Below are 21391 nucleotides of genomic sequence, written 5' to 3' on the forward strand. Positions count from 1 at the left end.
AATCACTTTTTTTTAGTGGTCACTTTTTGGGGCTGGCCTCTCCGATGCGATCGCACCTCTGAGTATTCTATCTCAGGAAGAGGGCATTGCTCCTACTGGTCACTTATTTCTGCCATCCTGCACTAGCCAAGGTTGCTAGGGAAGTTTTGATGCTTCCACAACGATATAGATTAGATAGTCTAACTAAAAAGTATCGTAAGCAGTGCGTGGCGTGGCTTTAGCCCGCATAAGCACATCCGCTTAGAATCCAGGGTGTTTTAACCCCTGGAGACATCAAATATAAGGTAGTAAATGTAATACTAAGGTGCGTTTCATGTCGCACAGAGAAACGCACCCTACAACTTTCCTACTCCCCCACCACCAGGAGTTTCAATCACAAATACATCACTCACATTCATCTCCACAGTGGCGGTACTCCCCAATTCTTCAATTTTCCCATCACTGCGTTCGACATAATTTCTTCCCACTAAACCATCACCCCCACCATTCAAACCAGGGGGACAAACAACCCGATGACCTGATAATATCCCGGCGGTCATCTGCTCCAAAAAACGTATTCGCCTAATTACTCCATTGCCACCTTTATATAAACCTTTACCCCCACTCTCGGAACGAATGGCAAAATTTTCTAACAATACTGGAAACCGCCATTCCAAAACTTCGGGGTCGGTTAACCGGGAGTTGGTCATGTGAGTATGTACTGCGTCGGTGCCATGAAAGTTAACACCTGCACCGGAACCTCCACAAATAGTTTCATAATATTGATATTTACTATTGCCAAAGGTGAAGTTATTCATTGTTCCTTGGGAGGATGCCATTATTCCTAAAGCATTGTATAAAGTATCGGCGATGGTTTGAGAAGTTTCTACATTTCCAGCAACAATAGCTGCGGGATATTTTGGGTCTAACATACTACCTTCGGGAATAATAATTTCTAATGGTTTGAGACAACCTGCATTGAGGGGAATATCATCATCAACTAGGGTACGAAAGACATATAATACTGCTGCTTTACAAACTGCGGTTGGTGCGTTGAAGTTTGTGGGAAGCTGGGGAGATGTTCCTGTAAAGTCTATTTTTGCACTGAGATTTTTTTTGTCGAGACTGACAGAAATTTGAATTTTATTGCCGTCATCGAAGGTGGATGTGGAATTTTGTTTGTTCAGTGATGAAGAGAGTTTTTTTATGGCTTGGCGTACTGATGTTTCGGCGTTATCTTGAACAAATTTCATGTAAGTTTGTACGGTTTCTAAGCCATACTTTTCTGTCATTTTCTGAAGTTCTTGTGTACCTTTTTCATTTGCTGCTATTTGTGCTTGGAGGTCGGCGATATTTTGACTGGTGTTTCTGGCAGGATATTTGCCGGAGGTGAGGATTTTTAATATTTCTTTTTCTTGGAATTTTCCGTTTTTGACGAGTTGGAAGTTATCGATTAATATTCCTTCTTCTTCTACTGTTTTACTATGGGGTGGCATGGAACCGGGGGTAATACCTCCAATATCTGCATGATGACCGCGGGAGGCTACATAAAATATGGGAGTTTCTCTTTTTTCTGTCTTTTCAGGGGGAGTTAGGGAAGTACTTGTTTCATTTTCAGAAATAATATTTTCATTGGGAGAAAGGCTTACGGATTTTAATTTCTGAGTAATAGATTTATTCTTTTCCTGTTTTGCCATGACAGGAGAGTTTTTTATCTGGGAAAGTGAAATATCTTTGTTTTTTTGGGGAGGTGGAAATACAGGGGTAATAACTGTTATGTCTGGTAAATGAGTACCGCCGTTATAGGGATTATTTAAAACATAAACGTCTCCTGGTTTGAGGATATCTTTTTTATCAGAAATTACGGCATTAACACTTTCACTCATGGAACCTAAATGTATGGGAATGTGAGGTGCATTGGCAACTAATTGACCGTCTCGATCAAAGATGGCGCAGGAAAAGTCGAGTCTTTCTTTGATGTTTACTGAGGAGCCAGTTTTTTGTAATGTAATTCCCATTTGTTCGGCGATCGCTCGAAATAGGTTATTAAATATTTCTAGCATTACTGGGTCTGCTGATGTTGGAATTTTTGTTTGAGATTTTGTGGTTGGTTCTGTTTGATTTTCTATGGTTTTTATTTTGGTTAATACGAGGTGATTTTTGAGGGTTAATTCTGCTTGCCATCCAGGTTCGATAATATTAGTTCCGGTTTTTTCTATGATTAAGGCGGGGCTATTAATTTTTGCTCCTGGTTGTAAGTTTTCTCTTAGATAAATAGGTGTATCTTGCCATTTTCCTGCGGTGTAGATTTTTGTTGTTGTAATTGGAGTTATGGCAGTTTTTTTAGTGGGAGATTGTTCTATTTCTTCTGGTGTTTCCATTTGTTGAATAAGTTCTAGGGAAACTACTTCAATTATTAGAGATTTTTCTGCCATGATAAATCCATATCTTTGTTGATGGGCTGTTTCAAATTCGGATTTCATTATAGAGATATTTTCGGCAAAGTCTACGATTAATGTTGAGTCGCTGCCTTGATATTTGATGTGAACTTTCCATAAGGATATTTGATTTTGATTGGAATTTATTTCTTGTTTAGCTTCAGTTTCCAGTGTGGCTAAAACTTGTTTAATTTCTGGCAATAATTCTGGAGTTAGTATTTTTTCAACTGCTTTTTCTTTCATAACTCGAATATCTGCTAATCCCATGCCATAAGCTGATAAAACTCCAGCATAAGGATGAATAAATATTTGTTTCATCCCCAAAGCATCGGCAATTAAACAAGCGTGTTGCCCCCCAGCTCCACCAAAACAACAAAGAGTATATTCTGAAACATCATAACCTTTTTCCAAAGATATTTTTTTAATAGCATTTGCCATTTTTTCCACAGCTATAGCTAAATATCCACTAGCTACTTCTTCTGGTTTTTTACTATTACCTATTTCTGCTGCTAACTGAGTAAACTTTTCTCTAACAATCTCCAAATTTAAAGGTAAATTTCCATCTTTCCCAAAGACTTTCGGAAAAAATTCCGGCTGTATTTTTCCGACCATTACATTACAATCTGTGACTGTCAAAGGTCCGCCTTTTCCATAGGCAGCCGGACCAGGATTTGCTCCAGCAGATTCAGGTCCGACACGATAACGAGAACCATCAAAAAATAAAATTGAACCTCCACCAGCAGCTACAGTATGTATCGACATCATCGGAGTTTGTAGCCGTACTCCTGCAATTTCTGTTTCAAATTCTCGTTCATATTCTATTGTTTTATTTTCTGCTCCAGCATAATGAGCAACATCAGTAGAAGTACCGCCCATATCGAAACTAATTATCTTATGAAAACCAGCCATTTTACTTGTTTGAACTGCTCCAACAATTCCACCAGCAGGTCCAGATAAAATACTATCTTTACCTTGAAATTTTTGAGCATCTGTTAAACCGCCATTTGACTGCATAAACATTAATTTAACTGACTGTCTTTCTGAAATATTGCTTAAAATCTTTTTGGCAAAATAATTTTCCTTTTCTGTTCCCTGTTCCCTGTTCCCTGTTCCCTTTTTTAAAGAATTACTAACTTGATTGACATATCTTAGTAAAATTGGTGATAAATAAGCATCAACAACAGTAGTATCTCCCCGACTAACTAATTTCATTAAAGGGCTAACTTCGTGAGATACAGATATTTGAGTAAATCCTATTTCTTGAGCAATTTCTTTAATTTTTTGTTCGTGCTTCGGGTAGCGATAACCGTGCATTAAAACAATGGCACAACTTCTAATTCCTGCTGTATAAACTTCTTGAAGTTGAATAGTTAACTCCGTTGTTTGAAGTGGAATTATTTCTTCACCCTTCGCTGTATAACGTTCCTCAACTTCAATAACTTTTTCATACAACATTTCCGGCAAAATAATTTCTCTAGCAAAAATATTTGGTCGGTTTTGATAACCAACTCTTAGAGCATCTTTAAACCCCTTCGTAATAACTAAAACTGTGCGGTCGCCCTTCCTTTCTAATAAAGCATTTGTAGCCACAGTAGTACCCATTTTAATCACTTCTATTTCTTCTGAAGAAATAGGTTGATGTTGAGTAATTCCCAATATTTCACGAATTCCTTGTACTGGAGCATCTTGGTAGCGATCGGGATTTTCTGATAATAGTTTATGAATAATAATTTGACCGTCCGGAGCTTTAGCAACTATGTCAGTAAATGTACCTCCACGGTCTATCCAAAATTGCCAAGAGTTGTTAGTAATAGATTTGTTAGTCATATTAATTTAGAATTTAATAAATTTCAGTGGTTTATAACAGGATATTTAGAGTTATATCTATACTTATGTAGGTGAGGTAGATTTGATTTTCTTTTCTGTTCGTTAAAACTGCAAATGGGTGCATCTCATTCAAGAGATAAAAGCTGTAATTGCAAAAAATTAACAGTTTTATCGTCTTTTCTACTCACCAAAAATAATTTGTCTGATCTAAACATATCAAGGAGGCAGTCTACATTTTCTGATAGTAGTTCATAAATCATAATTTTACAACTGATAACTGAAATGACCATTCGTAGTTTTGTAAGCATTCAGCCCTCAGCTATTAGCTATCAGCTATTAATGTTAGGAAAGGCAAAAGCAACCTTTGAAATTGAGGAAAGAATAAAAAGTTACTGTCAAAGTCTCCGGACTCAATCTGATACCATTTCTCTATGAAGTTGCGCTTAATAAAAGATAACAGCTATTAGTAAAACTTAGGTTTGGCTAAGAATTACTAAGCGCACTATTACCGAATAATTAATAATTAAATAATTAAACAACTAAACAATTCTGGTTAAAAGCCTCCCCTTTCAAGGGGAAAAAAATAAATTTTTTCCTTATTGGTCAATCCTCTCCCTAAAAGGGAGAGGTAATTATTCATTATCCATTATCCATTATCCATTAATGAAAGATAAATTGTATGACAAGTAATTATTCATTATTAATTGCTGATAGCTGACTGCTGATAGCTGAATGCTTACGTAGTTTTAGCAACTAGATCGGTAAATGTTCCTGTTCAGTTTATTCAAAATTGCCAAGAGTTGTTAGTAATGGATGTATAGCAATCAGGAATCAGATCTGAGAATTGAGGTTTTCTTTTAAACCATAGAATATAGCAGTTTTCTTATTCTTATATATTCGTTATAATTTGGTTGCGCAACCCCGTCTTTTAAAGCGAAATATTTTTGGAGCCTTGCTCAAATCCCCTGCTTCCCCTCCTGGGAGGGGGAGGGGCGAGGGGTGGGTTAACTTCTGACTTATGACTTATTAATTCTAACTTCTGACTTCATTAAGTGCGACCTAACCCCCAATACCTACCACCTAAAACCTAGTAATCAATAGTAGTAATAGTTATGGCTTTACTAATTATCATAAATAATATTATTCAAATCTTTATACTTACTAATTCATACCAAATCTGATTCATATCAAGATATCTATAATTTTTCCTATTCGGTCAGAAATACAGCGCGCGTAAAATTGTTTCATCCCATCCCTATAACATTACTTCTATCAATTTATTATTATTCTTCTTCATGTAGCTTCCCTTCAGAAATTACCGTTGTTTCTATCTCCATTTTCAAATTTCTATGATTACCTATTTCTCGTATCCATCTCAAAAGCGTATTTGCTAACCTCGCCGCTACTACAGTTCCTTCAAAATTAAAATCAGGATTTTGTAAACCCTTTCCCAACATTTCCTTACCTATATCTGTAATAAAAACCAATACTGCTCTATTTTTTATCTCAATTCTAATTGCTCCTGATTTTTCTAACTCCTCATATACTCCTTGATATTTACCTATTTTTTTACCGTATTTTTTCCGTTTAACTCTGGTAGTTAATTCACTTTTTTTTACTCCTATTGCTGTTTCTCCTTCTCCCCCTAAATCCCATAAAGTAAGTAGCAAACGAGTTTTATTTACATCCTCAATACTTTCTTCTCCAAAACTTTCTTGAGCGGACTCTAAATTAATATTTGTTTCTGCTTCTAAATTCTGATTTTCTGTTGACATCTCCAGATTCCCTTATTGTGAAGAATTCATAGAATTATTTTATTTATTTATAGCAGTCGCCAAGGCGCTTATATTATGTATCTTTAGAATAACTACAATAAAAAATTTAGGGTGTAGGGAGAATGAGAATTTTATTTGCGCAGCATTCCCCACCAAAAAAATATTCTCTCAAGAGAAGAAAATTTTTACCCTTGGCTAATTAATTAGACTTAATATTACGACATAAAGGAGAAACATAGCGATCACCTCTATGATATGGTCTAATAATTTTATATTTTTCTCTGACCTAACCGCCCTGGCAGTTAGTATCCTACATTCCGCACTTCAATTTGTAACACGAAAATTAGTATGAAATTCTGAGGTTGTTTAAGTATTTATACTATATAAATTATCTTCATTTACCTCGATCAAGAGTCAAATTTTCAGTTAAACATTAAGCATAAATACTTATTGAATCGTTTATTTTGATTGACCTCTATAATTTTCTTCTTAATGCATGACTTTTGAATGCATGACTTTTGACTTAGATTTTTATGCTAGATTTTGTCGTGCGGAATGTGGGTTAGTATAATTAGATGCCTTGCAATTTTGCCAAAATAATCATCAGAGGTCTCATGTTCAATTTTTTTTAGGAGACCTCTGTATTTATGTATATACTTAAAGCTTCTAGGAGATTTTACTTAGAACACTTGGAAAAAGGTATGTCTACTTGAATTCTTCTAACTGATCTAGTCGCAACCAAATATTTGGAGTCGGTACTTTGCCGAATTTGACAAAAGCATAATCTCCTTTTGTATCAACCACTTCTCCCTGACTATCAAATATATAGGGAGGAAACCTTGTGTCACTAGCTTTGGCCTCTAAGCTATTTTCAAGTTTTTCTCGCACAACACGAACTAAACTACCTTTTTTAATGTTTGCCATATATGATTTCTATCTCTTGTATTTTCTGTTGAAATTCTAATATGGAATTAGGGTGAATGACCCGACGTTGAACTTAAAACTTACAATATGGACTTCTAAATTGATAGGGAGCTGGCAAAATTTGGTCTTATAGCAGGAAAATTGAATAGGAGCAGACAACTCTGAGCTTTTACTACCCTTCTTGGCATTGAGGACAAAAATGAGTAGACCGACCCGCCAGTTTAATTTTCTCTAAAGAAGTATCACAAATTCGACATGGTTGACCAGCACGATTATAAACCCAAGCCACACCACCATAATTGCCATTAACTCCCTTAACATTTAAGAAGTTGCTGAATGTTGTACCACCTGCATCTATAGAGTTTTGTAATACTTTGAGTATAGCTAGATGCAGTTGCTCTATTTGGGTTTCCGTCAAATCTTTGCACAGAGTTGTTGGTCTAATACCACTGAGAAATAGCGCTTCATCAGCATAAATATTACCTAACCCAGCAATTGTTGTTTGGTCTAAAAGAGCTGTTTTAATTGCTCTATGTCTTTTGTCAAATTTCTTGGTAAGATATTCTGGGCAAAATTCAGGGAAGAATGGTTCAGGACCCAATTTTTTCAGACCAGTAATAATGTGAGATATTTCTGTTGCGGGTGGTACTCTCCACATCTGGCCAAAAGTGCGTTGGTCTACAAATCTTAATTCATGGGTAGGATGACCTTCACTTCCAGAAGAGCGATCGCCAAAAAATATTCTCACTCGCGTGTGTTTATGTAGACTTTCTTCTGGTTTTACCCATAACAGTTGGCCTGTCATTCGTAAATGTACTCCTAACCAACCATCTTGGTTTTCTTTGAGCTGCGTAAGTTTGAGAATTTTTGTGTCCCACTTGTAGAGTTGGGCAAGTAAATATTTACCTCGTCTATGCCACCCTGCGATCGCTTTTCCCTGCAAACCGCCCAAAAAATCACCTACAGAAATTGGGTGGGCAACTGTGCGTTCTAACAACACTTCCCCACCCACTATTTTTTTGTTGAGAGTCAGTTGATTGAGACCTCGTTTTACTATTTCTACTTCTGGCAGTTCTGGCACAGTGCTAACTATAATTCTTACAGTCTTAATTATTATATAGACACTGTAGAAATTTTTTCTAGTTAAGCATCGATCCGAGCCAGTTTTGGCCTATTTTTGTTTATTTAATTAGAATTGTTCAAATGAGGTTTTGTTATAGCTCTGGTTTCAAAGAATAGTTTGAGGCTAATTATTTACCTTTAGGGGCTTCTACCTCTACTACTTCTTCAGTACCAAAGTTATTAGTGTTAACGCCAGATGCACTACCACTAAAACCCGTGTAATTTACTTTGTCAAAGCGAACAATAACAGGGTACTTGATGCCACTTTTGTCAACGGAAGCAACTGTACCAATCTCGTTATACCAGTAGGATTCTTTGCGTAAAATCCGAACTTTAGAACCACGTTGAACCATGAATTTTTTTTCCCTTAAAGTTTAAGAATGGTAAAACCGTCCCCTCATCCTATATCTTTTCAGTCTAAGATTTTTTTAAGTTTTGTTGCAACTAATTGAGCCAGGATACTTGAACAAAATGAGCTGGACGACCCCATACATCTTGAGTTACAGAAATATTTATCACTCTTAAATTGAAAGGAATACCAGTTGTTAAATATTTTTGGGCTAAATTACCTAGCTCTGGTGCTATTTGGATCGCTGCCGTAGCTGCAATGCCAAAACCTAAGAGTTGCTCAATTGGTTTCCTGGGCATCAGTGTATTTATACCTAGAGCCAATCCTAGAGTGAGAGTCATTGCTACTGATAAGTTTGTGCCACATCTAGGATGTACTGCCAAGTCCCATTCTCCAGAAGTAATTCGCTGCAATGCTACTTCTACTGCCTGCTCTAATTGAGATGGATTTACTGAACCATAAAGGTAAAATCCTTGTGGTGTAGACATTCCTCCAATTGATTCATCAGAGGATGTTGAATTTCCTGAGTTTGCTAATTCACTGAGTACCCAAACTGTAGCGTGTTCTAGAGCATGAACTTGTCTAATTGTCAATATTTCTTTTAAGCCAGGAATAAATTCTAGTTGTTGGAGAAAATCACTATCTTGTGTAGGGTGGGGGACAAAATTAAAGGGAAACTGTTGGTTTCTAAAGGAATTAGAGGTGGTTGGTGTCATGTTTTTTTAAATTGTTTGCTCTTAGCAATTAAATATTTCTAGATTTTATACCTATACTCTTTTCTTCTTTTTAAGATGTATATACCAATCTTAATTTAAGCTGTGAGTTCTTGTAGATATTGAGAAAATAGGAAATAGTTAAATTATTCAGAAAAATTTAGTGAATTATTTGAATGTATAAAATTATTTTCTCATTCAACTTATAATCATTTTATCTGCTCTAATTCATAGTGCTAAATAAGTCTTACAAATTCAAGTTTTGTGCTTTCTAAATAGGGCTTGCTAATTAAATATAAAAGCATTTACAGGTAAAGGTTTTAGCTTTTTTACAGCGGAAAGAAGTACAACTTTTTAAGCTTGAGCGACCAAAAATTTAGAATAAAAGGCAGAATAATTGCAGAAAAATCAAGGGATAAAATATCCGACTACCTCCTCTAAATCTCCCATTCCTCCTGACTCTGCCTTCCTGACTTCCCCTCCTGGGAGGGGTTAGGGGTGGGTTGACTCCTACCTCATACCAAAAGACTTCCATAAGCAAACCCTATTTATAAATATAGCAGTCGAAACAAAGGGCGAGGACATTTACAGCATATTTCTGGCAAATGAGGTACAGAGTAAATGATGAAAATATTGTAGTGCGGGCATCTTGCCCGCGATGGATGTACCTCATAACAACGGGAAGCGCTGTATAAAGGCTCAAATGAGCGTCAGGGATTACTTTTAACTTCTGACTGTCAGATGTGCGTCTTACATTCTGAGGAAACCTTGCCAATTAGCACTTGATGCATGACTTTTGCCTAGCGCGGAGCGCTATAAGTCCGCAAAAAGTAGGGATAATAAAGATATTTTGTGTCGAAGCGAAAGTAGATATTTTTTCATAACACTATGAAACAGCTCTGATATTACATAGTTCTGGCGTTGCTGAAGCACGTGTATGATATGAATTCTAATTACTTAAGAGTCAACCCACCCCTAACCCCTCCCAGGAGGGGAAGTCAAGAGTCAGGAGTCAGGAGGGAAGAAAGAAGAAGAAACCCCGAGTAGAAGGAGGAGGTTTTTTGCTCGCCCTCTTATCCGGACAAGATATCATACCTCAAATCAGCAACGCTATAGTTCTTAGAAGAACTTAGCCTTTTCGGCTATAGTTAACTGAACACCAAAAAGGCTTTGTTATTTCTTCATCTCCGTCCTATTGTGAATGAAAAATTCATCATTCACATATCACATATATAATAGTAGTATTTACTACTCTATTTATTCTTGTCTTTGACCATTACGGAATACTCCTGGAAATCTTTTTCCTTCAGCATCTATAATAATCCCTACACCATGAGGTATTCCTCCTCTTAATTCTCCTTGATAACGAATTCCATTAGGATATGTACAACTTCCTCTCCCATCTAGTTCTGAATTATAAAAATCTCCTTGACATCGTATGCCATCAGCACGAGTAAACACTCCTGGACCAAAAGGAGAACCTGCAAAGAAATCTCCCTCATAGCGATCGCCATTAGCATAAATAAATTGACCTTGACCAGTAGGCTGACTACTAATCACATTACTAGAGAGATTCTCCACTAAGTTAAATTCTCCGACAAAGCGATCTTGATTGGCAAAAGTAATTGTACCCGACCTAATTTGTCCATTTTGGAATACTCCTGTAACTCTGGAATCATCAGAGAATATAAAAGTACCCTGTCCATTAGGCAGACCATTCCGAAACTGTCCTTCGTAGCGATTACGATTAGCATAGACATATACACCACTTCCTTCTGGTCTTCCATTGACAAAATCTCCAGCATAATTATCTCCATTGGGATAATTGCATTTAACTCTGCCAGTAGGAGGGTTTCCTTCACAAAAAGGTGCTTCTGTTTGTTCTTGTGCCATTAAGGACTGAGGATGCCACATCAAAATTGTGTATCCCAGGCAAGAACCTGTTAATATCGCTATTTTTAGTTGTTTTATTGATAGCAGCATGGCCTATACTAAGCCTATTTATTAATTTAAAGAGTTTCTATTATTTCTTGATTCCATTATATCCATTATATACAGTTGCACAGAACTGTGGAAATTGATTCTAATTTTACTCCAGAATGTCTCAAGATACTTGATACTTCTTGCAAAAATATTTTATGCTATAATTTACAGATATTTTTTGTATGAATTGACTTCATAAGACAGGCAGAATTCCTGATTTTTTCTGAATAATTGATATTAAGCGATCGCTCTCTAGCCAAATCATTAAAAATAGGCATACTAAAAAAGTTCACCTAATGATTAAAAGCTCAACCAACTAGAAATTTAATAGATTTTTTTTTCAACTTAATTAGACAAATCCTAATTATAAATACCAGCTATTAAGTTGGATATTAACCTGAATCTCTTACCCCGATTTCGTTCAGGATTAGAATATGTTCTATTTTAATTCGTCATCGATTAAGTTGACGATTATATTTTTTATCTTATTTTGTTAACTTTTTCCCTTTCTTTTTCTCAATTGGTGTTTTACTTAATTGATGGATGAATTTTTGCAATTCCTTGATCGCCTTAATCTGCAATAACTTTAATTAAATCTCTCAATAGTTTAAAATTATGATTTTTTCCTTTTATCTTGACTAGGCACATAATCAAACCACTTTTTTGTCTAATTATCAATTGTGTTTTTAAAGTATGTTCTTTTTTTTTCCACTATCAAACTGTTTTTGTCTTTTTTTAGGTCTTTCAATTTGACTTTCCATGAAATCCATTACTACCAGTTCTTCTTCAGCATAAATTTGACATAATTCTGTTTTTCCAGGCAGTCAAAATTAACGAAATTTAATTAGAATAATTTATTTTTTTACTCCTCAGTTGTTGGCTGACTTCCTACCTCTTTTTGAATTTCCACACCACTTTGCTCAAACACGACAACTGGGTCAGCTCCTGTCTTAAAGTCCACTCGCTTTACCAATACCTTACCATTAGCTAGTCGTTGTCCAATTTTTACATATCTACTTGTAGGCTCTGTAGGAACCTTAACAATAATCTGCTTTTGATGTCCCACTTGCACAACTCCACTAACTTCTATACCGTCGGCAATAGTTGTATCTGGTGGCGGTGGTGGAGGAGGTGGTGGTGGCGGTGGTGGTGGTGGTGGTGGTGGAAACCCTGGCCCTCGCCACTGAGGAGGCGGGGTTGACTCTATTGGCAGTTCTGGTAAACCTGGTACTTGTTGAGTAGATGAACTGGGCAACTCTGGGGGTTTTGGTGGAGATGGTGGCTCTTGAGATTGTGATTGTTGTGTAGTACCTGGAGGATGAGCTGCAACTTTTGTATTATTATTTTTTCCTGACTGAGTATTGTTTTGTGATGCTGCTTGTTTGTTTGTATTTTGCGGTAGCTTACTGTTGGGCGTTTGCCTTGATGGAGGGGGTGATTGAGCTGAACTTGAATTTTGTCTGTTTGTGGCAGATGGCTGTTGTGAATTTTGTTGTTGAGGAACTTGGTTTGAGTCTGTCCCTTGGTTTGTTCTGGTTGCAGTTGACTCTGGTTCCCTCCAAGAGGAAGGGGATTTAGTTTCTGGTAGAGTTGGAATATTTGGTACTTGCTGACTATCTAATTCAGGAAGTTGGGTAGATACAGAATCTCCTGTTTGATTCGATCTCCGACTTGGTACTGGAATAGTTGGTAAATTTGAGAAGGGGTCTCTGGTCTCTGGAATGCTTGAAATAGAAGTAGGTGTTTGAGTTTGAACTTCTTGTTGGAGGGATTTTGTTCTTTCATTCGGGTCTGTAGACCTAATTAAATCTTTTGCCGTCTCTGACTTTTGGGGAATATCTGGAGATGGGAAAGGTTCGTCAACAGCAAGAATTTGAGAAGGAGATTCAGGAGGGTCTATGGGAGTAGGAGAAGATTCTGGAGTATTGGCAGTAGAACTGTTTCCTCTGTTAAAAAATGGTAGAGATTCACATCCACTTATCCAAACTGATAGTAACCCCGCTCCTAATATTAGTAGAAATTTACGCATTGCTAGTTCCGAAAAGCCTAATATTGTCAAGGGTAGCAAAAATTTAGCAAAATCATACTACCTTTGCGATAAAGTTAACAACCATGCTCTACAAATGAGTTTTCGAATGGTGAAGTATTAGGTAATGGTCTTCTTCGTCTTTGTTGAGCAACAATTGGACTATCATCGCTAGGTACTATCCTTCTCACATTTTGTTGCCAAGTAGTGGGTGCTGTAGTTTCAGGAAGGGTAGGTAGACCAGGTAGTTGTTGGCCTTGTATTTCTGGCAATTGGGCTACGGAAGATTCTTCTGGTGCTAATTCTGGTACTGGTATTTCAGGAACAACAGAAAATGGGTCTCTACCTGTGGGAACAGATATTGTTTGAGAAGGTTGAATTGTAGTATCATCTACCTCATTTCCTAAGTTTTGCTGTAAAACTTTTTCTCTTTCCTCTGGGTCGGTAGATTGGATCAAGTTAGCAACTGTATTGGACTTTTCTGGAACTTCTGCTGATGGAATAGTCGATTGTGATTGTGAATCAGAAGATGGAGAATCTGGAACTTGAGCTAGGATTTGGTTAGAAAAACTGGCAGAATCTGATAATGCCATTAATTGCATATCTTCATCATTAAGTGCTACAGATTCACCTCTAAGTATCCAGAAAGCTAATATTCCTATGCTGACGAAATACAATACTTTGTTCATTTGAGATTTTGTTTATGTTGATAAATTTTACAATAGTTTAAGATCAAAAATACCATCGTTGCTACTCTAAGTATCACATTTTTAAGTTTTTTTGATCGACTTTCAATAACTATAGCGTCAAGCCAATCTTAATTGTGAACTAGTTATACCAAAATTCAATGCTTAAAAAAAAATCAGGATATTTGTTTCTACTACTTTATTTTGTTTAAAAATTTGTTTTTTGACAATAAATTTATTAAAAAAAAATTAAATTATCCATCATTAATTGGTTTATAGTGAGTTATATTTTTCTCTAGTTGCCTTCTCAAGGTATTCCCTTTTACCTCCCTTTATCATCAAATTTATGTAAATCTAATTTAATATTTAGATATTAATAAAATTCATCTAAAGTAAAATCAAGAAATAATTTGAATGATATAGTAACTTCAGCTAAACTTTTCAACAAGACTGGTCTACTTAATTAGTAGACATTAATAGAGATTAGATAAAAATATACTCAATTGTAGTATGTTGAATTTAGTCATTATAGAACCGAGATTAGGTATCAAAGGTAAAAAATCATGGGAACAGTTTCTATATCTCCGGTTGTACTAATTATTCTAGATGGTTGGGGTTATCGAGAAGAAAAAGAAGGAAATGCGATTGCTGTTGGTGAAACACCTATAATTGATAGCCTTTGGCAAGCATATCCTAGAACTTTGATTCAAGCTTCTGGCAAAGCAGTAGGTTTGCCAGAAGGTCAAATGGGTAACTCGGAGGTCGGTCACTTAAATATTGGTGCGGGGAGAATTGTACCCCAGGAGTTGGTAAGAATATCTGATGCCGTAGAAGATGGCTCAATTGCTCAAAATCAAGATATTGAAAAATGTTGTCAAGATGTTAGTGAGCGTAATTCCAAACTACATTTAGTGGGTTTATGTTCCCCAGGAGGAGTTCATTCTCATGTAAACCACTTATTAGGTTTACTAGATATGGCTAAAGCAAAAGGAATTTCTGATGTTTGTATTCATGCTATTACTGATGGACGCGATACAAACCCAAAATCAGGAGTCCAGGTACTCAAACAAATAGAATATCACATTAATCAAAGTGGTGTAGGACGAATTGCAACTATTAGTGGTCGTTACTATGCAATGGACAGGGATAAACGATGGGATAGAATTCAAAAAGCTTATGAAGTAATGACCAAAGACGGTTATGGAGTAGGTTGTTCTGCTTCTGATTTACTACAACAGTCTTATACTGAAGGTATAACAGATGAATTTGTTATCCCAGTTAGAGTATCCCCAGGAGCTATAGAACCTGGAGATGGAGTAATATTCTTTAATTTTCGTCCCGATCGTGCCCGTCAATTGACTCAAGCTTTTGTAGATCCAGATTTTAATGGGTTTGAGCACCAACAAATTCAACCATTGACATTTTTAACTTTTACTCAATATGACCCTAGTTTATCTGTCTTAGTGGCTTTTAAGCCTCAAAACTTAAATAATATTCTCGGACAAGTCATTTCTCAGCATGGTCTACGCCAACTCCGCACCGCTGAAACTGAAAAATATGCTCATGTAACTTACTTTTTCAATGGAGGTTTAGAACAACCATTTGAGGGAGAAGACCGAGAATTGATTCAAAGTCCAATGGTTGCTCATTATGATGAAGCACCAGAAATGTCAGCTAAAGAAGTAACAGAAGTAGCGATCACTGCTGTGGAAAAACAAATCTATTCTCTAATTGTGATTAATTATGCTAACCCTGACATGGTAGGTCATACTGGGGTTATGGATGCGGCAGTAAATGCAGTTAAGACAGTTGACTATTGTTTAGGACAACTTTTAGATAGTATTAGTAAAGTAGGTGGCACAGCAATAATTATTGCTGACCATGGTAATGCTGAATATATGTGGGATGAACAAGGAAGTCCTTGGACAGCTCACACTACAAATCCTGTGCCATTTATACTCATAGAAGGAGAGGGACGAAAAATTCCCGGTCATGGCACTAAAGTGCCTTTACGACGAGATGGGTGTTTAGCAGATGTAGCACCAACTATTTTGGAGATTTTACAGTTGCCCCAGCCTCCTGAGATGACTGGAAGGTCAATAATTGAAAATGCCGGATATGATATTCAACAAAATCGTACTCCTGTGCGAATGGGTTTGTAGTCAGCTAGTTAGACAGGAGGCAGTTCAACAATTAATAATTAATAATTAATAATTACCTCTCCTTCTCAAGCTCAGTGAAATTATTGGATTTTTTAACGAATTAAAAATTATGAATGTTGTTCAACTTGCAGAAATTATCTGGATTATATCGGCTATCGGTATTGTTGTATTTGTCTTGTTACACAGCCCCAAAGGTGATGGAATTGGTGGTATTGGTGGACAAGCTCAATTGTTTACTAGCACCAAAAGTGCAGAGATAACCTTGAATAGGATTACTTGGACTTTTTCTGTACTTTTTATGGGTTTAACCATACTTCTTAGTGCAGGGTGGTTACCACAATAGGTTGTTGATCAAGCAAAATATTCCCAGACAAATGTCTGGGAAACAAGTAAATTTAGTCAACTATTCTAGGTTATTGACATTTTTCCAACATACCCCTTACACGACAATGCGGGATTAATAAACCTCACGGATTAGGACTTTCTGCTCTCTCTTGACAGGGGAGCTGCGCTTTTTCCTATCGGAATGCTCCGCAAACATATCGCGAAGCGAAACATAGCACCTGCCTCTGAGGCCGAACCTCTTTCTGGTCTATCAGTTGCTCCACAGTACTTCGCCAATCCGACGGCTCCCCTAGACACTCCTAGCCCAGCAGACTTATTATGCATAAAGTAGCATGCTATCGTAAAAATCACAAGATTGATTGGTTTTCATTCTAGGTTAATAAACTTTTCCAAATCATTCACCAACTTAGGTGGCCAACGACGAATATTAGCGACCCAATCAAGGTCTTGATAACGTCCATCTAACCCGACAGCAGCTACCCAGTTACTTTCCGCTTCTCCTTTTTTGCCTTGTTCCCAGAGACAAGCAGTTAAAGCTGCCCGCATATCAGCAAAGTTAGGATATTTACGAACCAGGCTTTTTATGGTTTTTACTGCTTCCTGAGTTTGTCCAATTTGGTAAAGAGCTAGAGAATAATTAGCACGGGCAAAGGCATATTCAGGAGCTAATTCAGAAGCTTTTTTGTAATCTTCGGTGGCTTTTTCCCATTCTCCTAATCCTCCTTCTGCATTGCCACGGTTATTGTAGGCAACTGGGTCAGTTGGGTCTAATTCTATGACTTGATTGTAATCAGCGATCGCTTCTGACCATTTGTTGAGTCTTTCATAAGCAATACCACGATTTAGATAAGGGTCTGGAGCATCAGGAAAAATTTCTATTGCTTTTTGATAATCAGATATTGCTTCTTCTATTTTATTTTGGCTAAGTCTAATATTACCTCTGTTGCTCCAAATTGCCGGATTATAGGGATATTGTTCTAGAATTTGAGTCCATAATTTTTCAGCGTTGGCAAAGTCACCGTTATTACTAGCATTTAAAGCTTGATCGAATAGACTTTCTAATTCTTCTAATTGAGTGGGGGTAATATTCTGTGGTTGAGTGGCAGCTATTACAGTTACTGGGTTGCTCAAGCAAAATACAGATAATAAAAGGATTGTTATGAAAAGTTTGCGAATTAAGTGTGGCATATTGATAATTTGTTTATAGTATTAAAAAGATAAATAGTATCACATTGTCTGACGCTTCAATTATTCTATATTAGTAGGTAATGATTTTAAACTTTTATTATATAGTAATTTGTTTAATTTCCTGTAATATTATTGTTAATAAAGGAATTATTAGTTTAATTTCCAGAAAAGTTACTTGTTATTTTGATTGTGAGTAATACTAAGTTTGTTAAAAATATGGAAGAGCTTGCTCCTCATAATTAGTGACTGATTTTATGGTTCAATCCAACCTTGAAAAGCTGCTACTAAAATATTAGCTACTGGATTATCTAGAGCTTCTTTGAATGCTTCTGTTCCTACTGATTTTAATGCTCCTATGACTCGCTGTTTTAATGTGGGGTTATTTTCTACAATTTCAATAGCTTGGGTAACAACTGCCATTTGACCTGCTGTGGTTTCTGTAGGGTTTGACTGTTCTAATTGTTTGAGAAGTTGTTGAATTTCTGCTGCTGTTTCAGCTAATGTTTTTTGTTGAGCTTCATAAATATTTCGAGCAATTTTTGAGTCTTTAATTTCTCCTTGGCTACCAGCTAAACCATAAATTTCTCCTGTGTTGCCAACTGCACCACGAATTTCTCCGTCTTTTCCAATTCCATAGTTTTCTCTAATATCAATTTTATCTCCACTACCTTCTGACATATTTGTACTTCCTTCATTACTATAATTTTCTATATTAACACCACCAGACCGATTAACAGTTGTATCTATCCAAGCTGTTAGTTGTCTAATTTGTTTATCCTTCTCTGCTAAAAGCAGTCGAACTTGCTCCGATGGAAGAGCTGTCGTTTCGTTATAAGTCTGAAAATATTCAGAGTGTAAAACTGAATGGTCAGCTTGGGGTGTCGTTTCAGCTTTTATCAATAATCCCTCATCATTCTTACCCCGTATTTCCATAGAACGCATTCTTAATTCTGCTTCTGGATGGTCTTCTTGTAGCTTCCGAAATGAGTATGCAACTATTCGAGGGTCTACTGCTTGGTTGTGATAGAGGTCTAGTGTCTCTACCATCGGAGTAATAAAATTCACAAATTCACCTTCCTCAAAAATCTTTTCCCAATCAGCAGGTTGACGGCGAGGATTATCATTAAGACTCTCTTCAGGAGTAAGTTTCAGAAATTCAGGTCGTTGATCAGGGGGAAGACGCATATATACATAATCACATTTGATACCATCTAGTTTAGTTCTCGTAGTTATCCCCCAATCCTCAAGAAAAGCTCCGGTTAAAGTTGCACCTGTGAGGTCAGCTTGGTCTAGAAATGTTCCTACTAACTTAGCACGGGAAAGGTTAGTATCTTGAAGGTTGGCTAAGTTGAGATTCGCTTCTATGAAACTGGCATTAGTTAGGTTTGCTCCCTGGAGATTGACTCCTTGAAGGTCGTTAAAGCGATTGAAGTTCTGATTTTCTCCTTTACCTGTTCTAACTAACTCTCTGACTTTAGGCTCTTTTAGATAGGTTGTTCCTGGTCGTATGCGGTCTAGTTTTATAGTGTTTTTCCAACAAGTACGGGTTATGTTAGCTCCTCTAAAATTTGTACTTTTGAGAGTAGCATTTGTGAAGTCAGCATCAGTTAAATTTGCATCTCTGAAAGATGTTCCACATAAGGCAGCAAAAGCAACAGCTATATTATGAAGAAAAGTGTATTTGTCATCTTCTTTCATCCCTCGATCAGCAAAGTAACTACTTAATAGTGTCTGGAATAAGGTTGCGACGAAGGCTACGTCAAAGGAATAGGCAAAGGTTGCGACAACCTTTGCTGCAAAGGCAATGGCAATGGCTATGACAAAGGCTATGGCTATGGCAAAGGCAATGGCAATAGCTCCAGCTACGGCAAAAGCTCCGGCTAGGGCTACGGCTAGGGGTACGACTACGGCTCCGGCTACGGCTACGTCTCTGGTTATGCCTAAACCGAGAGGTTTTAAAGGCCAAACGAAAGGTTCCAAACCTTAACTGCTGTTAGCTAAAGGCTAATTTTATAGACTATCCTAGACAAATATCTACAAAATTTCTAAGTTATCATACTTCTAATCTCTGTTAATATTATTAGGACTTACACAGAGACTAAATATATAGCTTTCAAAACTATAACGTTATAGTTTTTAGACTCTATATATATTACCTTTGCGTAAGTCCTGCTCCCGATCAAATCATATTTTTTGCTTTAGCCTGAATCAATAAATCTGAATCATTAGCAACTAAATCACCAGCTTGACTATCCCCTAACTGTTTTAACCCCAACAAACAAGCATATTTCAAATCAAAAATTCTTGTATTACTAATAGTCTCCCTAAGCAAAGGTATAACCCTCTCATCTCCTAAATTAGCCAAAGCAAGAGCAGCAGCACCACGAGACTTCTGAAACTGAGGCGCTTTGTTATGCAGTGCTTCTACCAATAAATCATAACCATCAAAATATTTCAGCCAACCCAAAAGCTTCACTACATGATAGTGAGCACCATAATCATTATGAGCGCTTTCTGCAAAGGTTGCCATTAATGCTGCACCTGCAACCTCTGGATAAGTCTCTAAAAGGGTTTTGCCAGCTAAATAACACCTACCAAAATCTGTACTGTATAATTCTTGAATCGCAAACTCTAAAGTAGGAGTTTGGTCATATTCATGGACTAATTCTAAATCATTGGGATGGTCACGAACGACCAAATCTAAATAGGGTTCGATCTGAGCAAAATTAATCTCACCTGTAGGAATACCTGTTCCTGCTAGGAGTCTAATTCCTCGGAGACGAAAAACCATGGAAACAGGGCATTTAGCAATATTAGGAATAGATGGATAATATTTAGTATCGATTAGGTCTTGAATACAACCCCGTCTAGCATTAACATTTGAGTGTTCTAAAAATTCCACCACTTTTGTCATCTGGGAATAATCCCCTGTTAAACGGCAAACAGTAGCGATCGCTGCACTAGCAATAGGTTCGTCATCAGATGCTGTAAATTGTTGAATCTTATTTATTGCAGGTTTATAGTTAAATTTTCCTAACACCTGAATAATCAAACGATAACTTTGACCAGGTTTTTCCAACAACTGAGCAATTTCTGCAAGAATTTCTAGATCTTCAGTTCCTATTTCCCCAATTGCCCAGACAGCATTTTCTACAGTGTAACAGTCTTCGTCTCCTAAGCAAGCTCTAATTGCAGGCAGTGCTGATGTTGCATTTAAACGTCCCAATGTTTCGACCGCTTTACGTCTAGCAATTTTATGTTCTAGAACTGGGTTTGTATCTTGTAGAGTTTTGATTAAGACATTGATTGAACGTTCACTGGGAAAGTTAACTAAATGACTTGCTGCAATATAACGATCGGATTTATCTTCTAATTCTTCGATTGGTGTTTCTAGTAAAGCAATTGCTTTTTCTTCACTTAATCCGGGGAATATATTCAAAAAACGCTTATCCATTTTCTCTAGTGTTAATTACAATCAACAATTAGTTTCTTGAATAGATCGTACAGCAGTTTGCGACAGAAGCATAGACTGAAAGCTTTCAGTGTCAGTTTATATCATTCGTAAAGTTATGAGGTAGTAGGTGTAAATTCAAGATATAACACTAGAAACGGAGCATAAATTGGGGATATTTCTTCAAGAGAGCTTCAATAGAAAATTTTTATTATACTGTAAGGATTCAGGTATAATGGCGATCGCAGTGTGAATTCTCAGAAGAAAAATTCAAGACTCACGGTTCCCTTGACAAAAAAACAAACCTTGGTAAAGTAAAAGCATGAGTCAATCACAGCGCCCAGTAAATCGTAAACGCCTCAACCAGTTGTCAAAGGAAGAACTGGTAGAAATGTTGTTGACTCAACAAAAACTGATAGAGAA

The 21391-nt window shown here is 36.7% G+C and carries 16 protein-coding genes and 1 pseudogene; 3 read left to right on the forward strand and 14 right to left on the reverse strand.

The window, feature by feature from the left end:
• Window positions 1–335: 335 nt before the first annotated feature.
• A complete protein-coding gene (locus tag F6K06_RS30515; protein WP_124147562.1) occupies window positions 336–4244 on the reverse strand; it encodes a hydantoinase B/oxoprolinase family protein in 3909 nt (1302 codons plus the stop codon).
• 282 nt (window positions 4245–4526) lie between these two features.
• Here F6K06_RS30515 and F6K06_RS30520 point away from each other — a divergent pair, with 282 nt between their 5' ends.
• Window positions 4527–4679: a hypothetical protein gene (locus tag F6K06_RS30520; protein WP_161564736.1), complete on the forward strand. Its 153-nt coding sequence runs from the start codon at window positions 4527–4529 to the stop codon at window positions 4677–4679.
• Window positions 4680–5527: 848 nt separating this feature from the next.
• Here the strand turns inward: F6K06_RS30520 and F6K06_RS30525 are convergent.
• The 10 genes and pseudogenes from F6K06_RS30525 to F6K06_RS30570 form a co-directional block, all read right to left on the reverse strand.
• Window positions 5528–6019, reverse strand: coding sequence for a hypothetical protein (locus F6K06_RS30525; RefSeq protein ID WP_192901218.1), 492 nt, complete (start codon window positions 6017–6019; stop codon window positions 5528–5530).
• 705 nt (window positions 6020–6724) lie between these two features.
• Window positions 6725–6943 (reverse strand): NAD(P)H-quinone oxidoreductase subunit O, encoded by a 219-nt coding sequence (locus F6K06_RS30530; RefSeq protein WP_124147561.1) that lies wholly within the window; start codon window positions 6941–6943, stop codon window positions 6725–6727.
• Between the two features lie 172 nt (window positions 6944–7115).
• Complete coding sequence (locus tag F6K06_RS30535; protein WP_287244441.1) at window positions 7116–8024, reverse strand: DNA-formamidopyrimidine glycosylase; 909 nt, start codon at window positions 8022–8024, stop codon at window positions 7116–7118.
• Between the two features lie 169 nt (window positions 8025–8193).
• A complete protein-coding gene (locus F6K06_RS30540; protein ID WP_124147559.1) occupies window positions 8194–8418 on the reverse strand; it encodes a photosystem I reaction center subunit IV in 225 nt (74 codons plus the stop codon).
• A 91-nt stretch (window positions 8419–8509) separates the two neighbouring features.
• Entirely contained in the window at window positions 8510–9130 is a 621-nt protein-coding gene (locus tag F6K06_RS30545; protein ID WP_124147558.1) for a DUF6391 domain-containing protein, read from the reverse strand.
• 373 nt (window positions 9131–9503) lie between these two features.
• A complete protein-coding gene (locus F6K06_RS30550) occupies window positions 9504–9662 on the reverse strand; it encodes a hypothetical protein (protein ID WP_287308995.1) in 159 nt (52 codons plus the stop codon).
• Window positions 9663–10384: 722 nt separating this feature from the next.
• A complete protein-coding gene (locus F6K06_RS30555) occupies window positions 10385–11110 on the reverse strand; it encodes an MORN repeat-containing protein (protein WP_124155359.1) in 726 nt (241 codons plus the stop codon).
• 360 nt (window positions 11111–11470) lie between these two features.
• A pseudogene (locus tag F6K06_RS30560) lies at window positions 11471–11934 on the reverse strand (transposase); the annotation flags it as partial.
• 38 nt (window positions 11935–11972) lie between these two features.
• Window positions 11973–13139, reverse strand: a complete 1167-nt coding sequence (locus F6K06_RS30565; protein WP_124147556.1) for a hypothetical protein — start codon at window positions 13137–13139, stop codon at window positions 11973–11975.
• A 74-nt stretch (window positions 13140–13213) separates the two neighbouring features.
• A complete protein-coding gene (locus F6K06_RS30570) occupies window positions 13214–13825 on the reverse strand; it encodes a hypothetical protein (protein WP_124147555.1) in 612 nt (203 codons plus the stop codon).
• A gap of 560 nt (window positions 13826–14385) precedes the next feature.
• Here F6K06_RS30570 and gpmI point away from each other — a divergent pair.
• Entirely contained in the window at window positions 14386–15984 is a 1599-nt protein-coding gene (gene gpmI / locus F6K06_RS30575; RefSeq protein ID WP_124155361.1) for a 2,3-bisphosphoglycerate-independent phosphoglycerate mutase, read from the forward strand.
• Between the two features lie 109 nt (window positions 15985–16093).
• A complete protein-coding gene (gene secG, locus F6K06_RS30580) occupies window positions 16094–16327 on the forward strand; it encodes a preprotein translocase subunit SecG (RefSeq protein WP_124147553.1) in 234 nt (77 codons plus the stop codon).
• A gap of 368 nt (window positions 16328–16695) precedes the next feature.
• Here the strand turns inward: secG and F6K06_RS30585 are convergent, their stop codons facing one another.
• The 3 genes from F6K06_RS30585 to F6K06_RS30595 all read right to left on the reverse strand — a co-directional run bounded on the left by F6K06_RS30585 (window position 16696) and on the right by F6K06_RS30595 (window position 20971).
• Complete coding sequence (locus F6K06_RS30585; RefSeq protein ID WP_124147552.1) at window positions 16696–17517, reverse strand: tetratricopeptide repeat protein; 822 nt, start codon at window positions 17515–17517, stop codon at window positions 16696–16698.
• Between the two features lie 252 nt (window positions 17518–17769).
• Window positions 17770–19497 (reverse strand): pentapeptide repeat-containing protein, encoded by a 1728-nt coding sequence (locus tag F6K06_RS30590; RefSeq protein ID WP_287244450.1) that lies wholly within the window; start codon window positions 19495–19497, stop codon window positions 17770–17772.
• A gap of 199 nt (window positions 19498–19696) precedes the next feature.
• Window positions 19697–20971, reverse strand: coding sequence for a HEAT repeat domain-containing protein (locus tag F6K06_RS30595; RefSeq protein ID WP_287244453.1), 1275 nt, complete (start codon window positions 20969–20971; stop codon window positions 19697–19699).
• Window positions 20972–21391 lie beyond the last annotated feature (420 nt).

Origin of the sequence: Okeania sp. SIO1H4, assembly GCF_010672695.1 — a bacterium.
In the GTDB taxonomy this organism is placed as follows: domain Bacteria; phylum Cyanobacteriota; class Cyanobacteriia; order Cyanobacteriales; family Microcoleaceae; genus Okeania; species Okeania hirsuta.

Coding starts and splice junctions, on each gene's coding strand:
- F6K06_RS30515 (WP_124147562.1), bottom strand. CDS start 4,244: ATGACTAACAAATCTATTACTAACAACTCTTGGCAATTTTGGATAGAC.
- F6K06_RS30520 (WP_161564736.1), top strand. CDS start 4,527: ATGACCATTCGTAGTTTTGTAAGCATTCAGCCCTCAGCTATTAGCTAT.
- F6K06_RS30525 (WP_192901218.1), bottom strand. CDS start 6,019: ATGTCAACAGAAAATCAGAATTTAGAAGCAGAAACAAATATTAATTTA.
- F6K06_RS30530 (WP_124147561.1), bottom strand. CDS start 6,943: ATGGCAAACATTAAAAAAGGTAGTTTAGTTCGTGTTGTGCGAGAAAAA.
- F6K06_RS30540 (WP_124147559.1), bottom strand. CDS start 8,418: ATGGTTCAACGTGGTTCTAAAGTTCGGATTTTACGCAAAGAATCCTAC.
- F6K06_RS30545 (WP_124147558.1), bottom strand. CDS start 9,130: ATGACACCAACCACCTCTAATTCCTTTAGAAACCAACAGTTTCCCTTT.
- F6K06_RS30550 (WP_287308995.1), bottom strand. CDS start 9,662: ATGGAAGTCTTTTGGTATGAGGTAGGAGTCAACCCACCCCTAACCCCT.
- F6K06_RS30555 (WP_124155359.1), bottom strand. CDS start 11,110: ATGCTGCTATCAATAAAACAACTAAAAATAGCGATATTAACAGGTTCT.
- F6K06_RS30565 (WP_124147556.1), bottom strand. CDS start 13,139: ATGCGTAAATTTCTACTAATATTAGGAGCGGGGTTACTATCAGTTTGG.
- F6K06_RS30570 (WP_124147555.1), bottom strand. CDS start 13,825: ATGAACAAAGTATTGTATTTCGTCAGCATAGGAATATTAGCTTTCTGG.
- gpmI (WP_124155361.1), top strand. CDS start 14,386: ATGGGAACAGTTTCTATATCTCCGGTTGTACTAATTATTCTAGATGGT.
- secG (WP_124147553.1), top strand. CDS start 16,094: ATGAATGTTGTTCAACTTGCAGAAATTATCTGGATTATATCGGCTATC.
- F6K06_RS30585 (WP_124147552.1), bottom strand. CDS start 17,517: ATGCCACACTTAATTCGCAAACTTTTCATAACAATCCTTTTATTATCT.
- F6K06_RS30595 (WP_287244453.1), bottom strand. CDS start 20,971: ATGGATAAGCGTTTTTTGAATATATTCCCCGGATTAAGTGAAGAAAAA.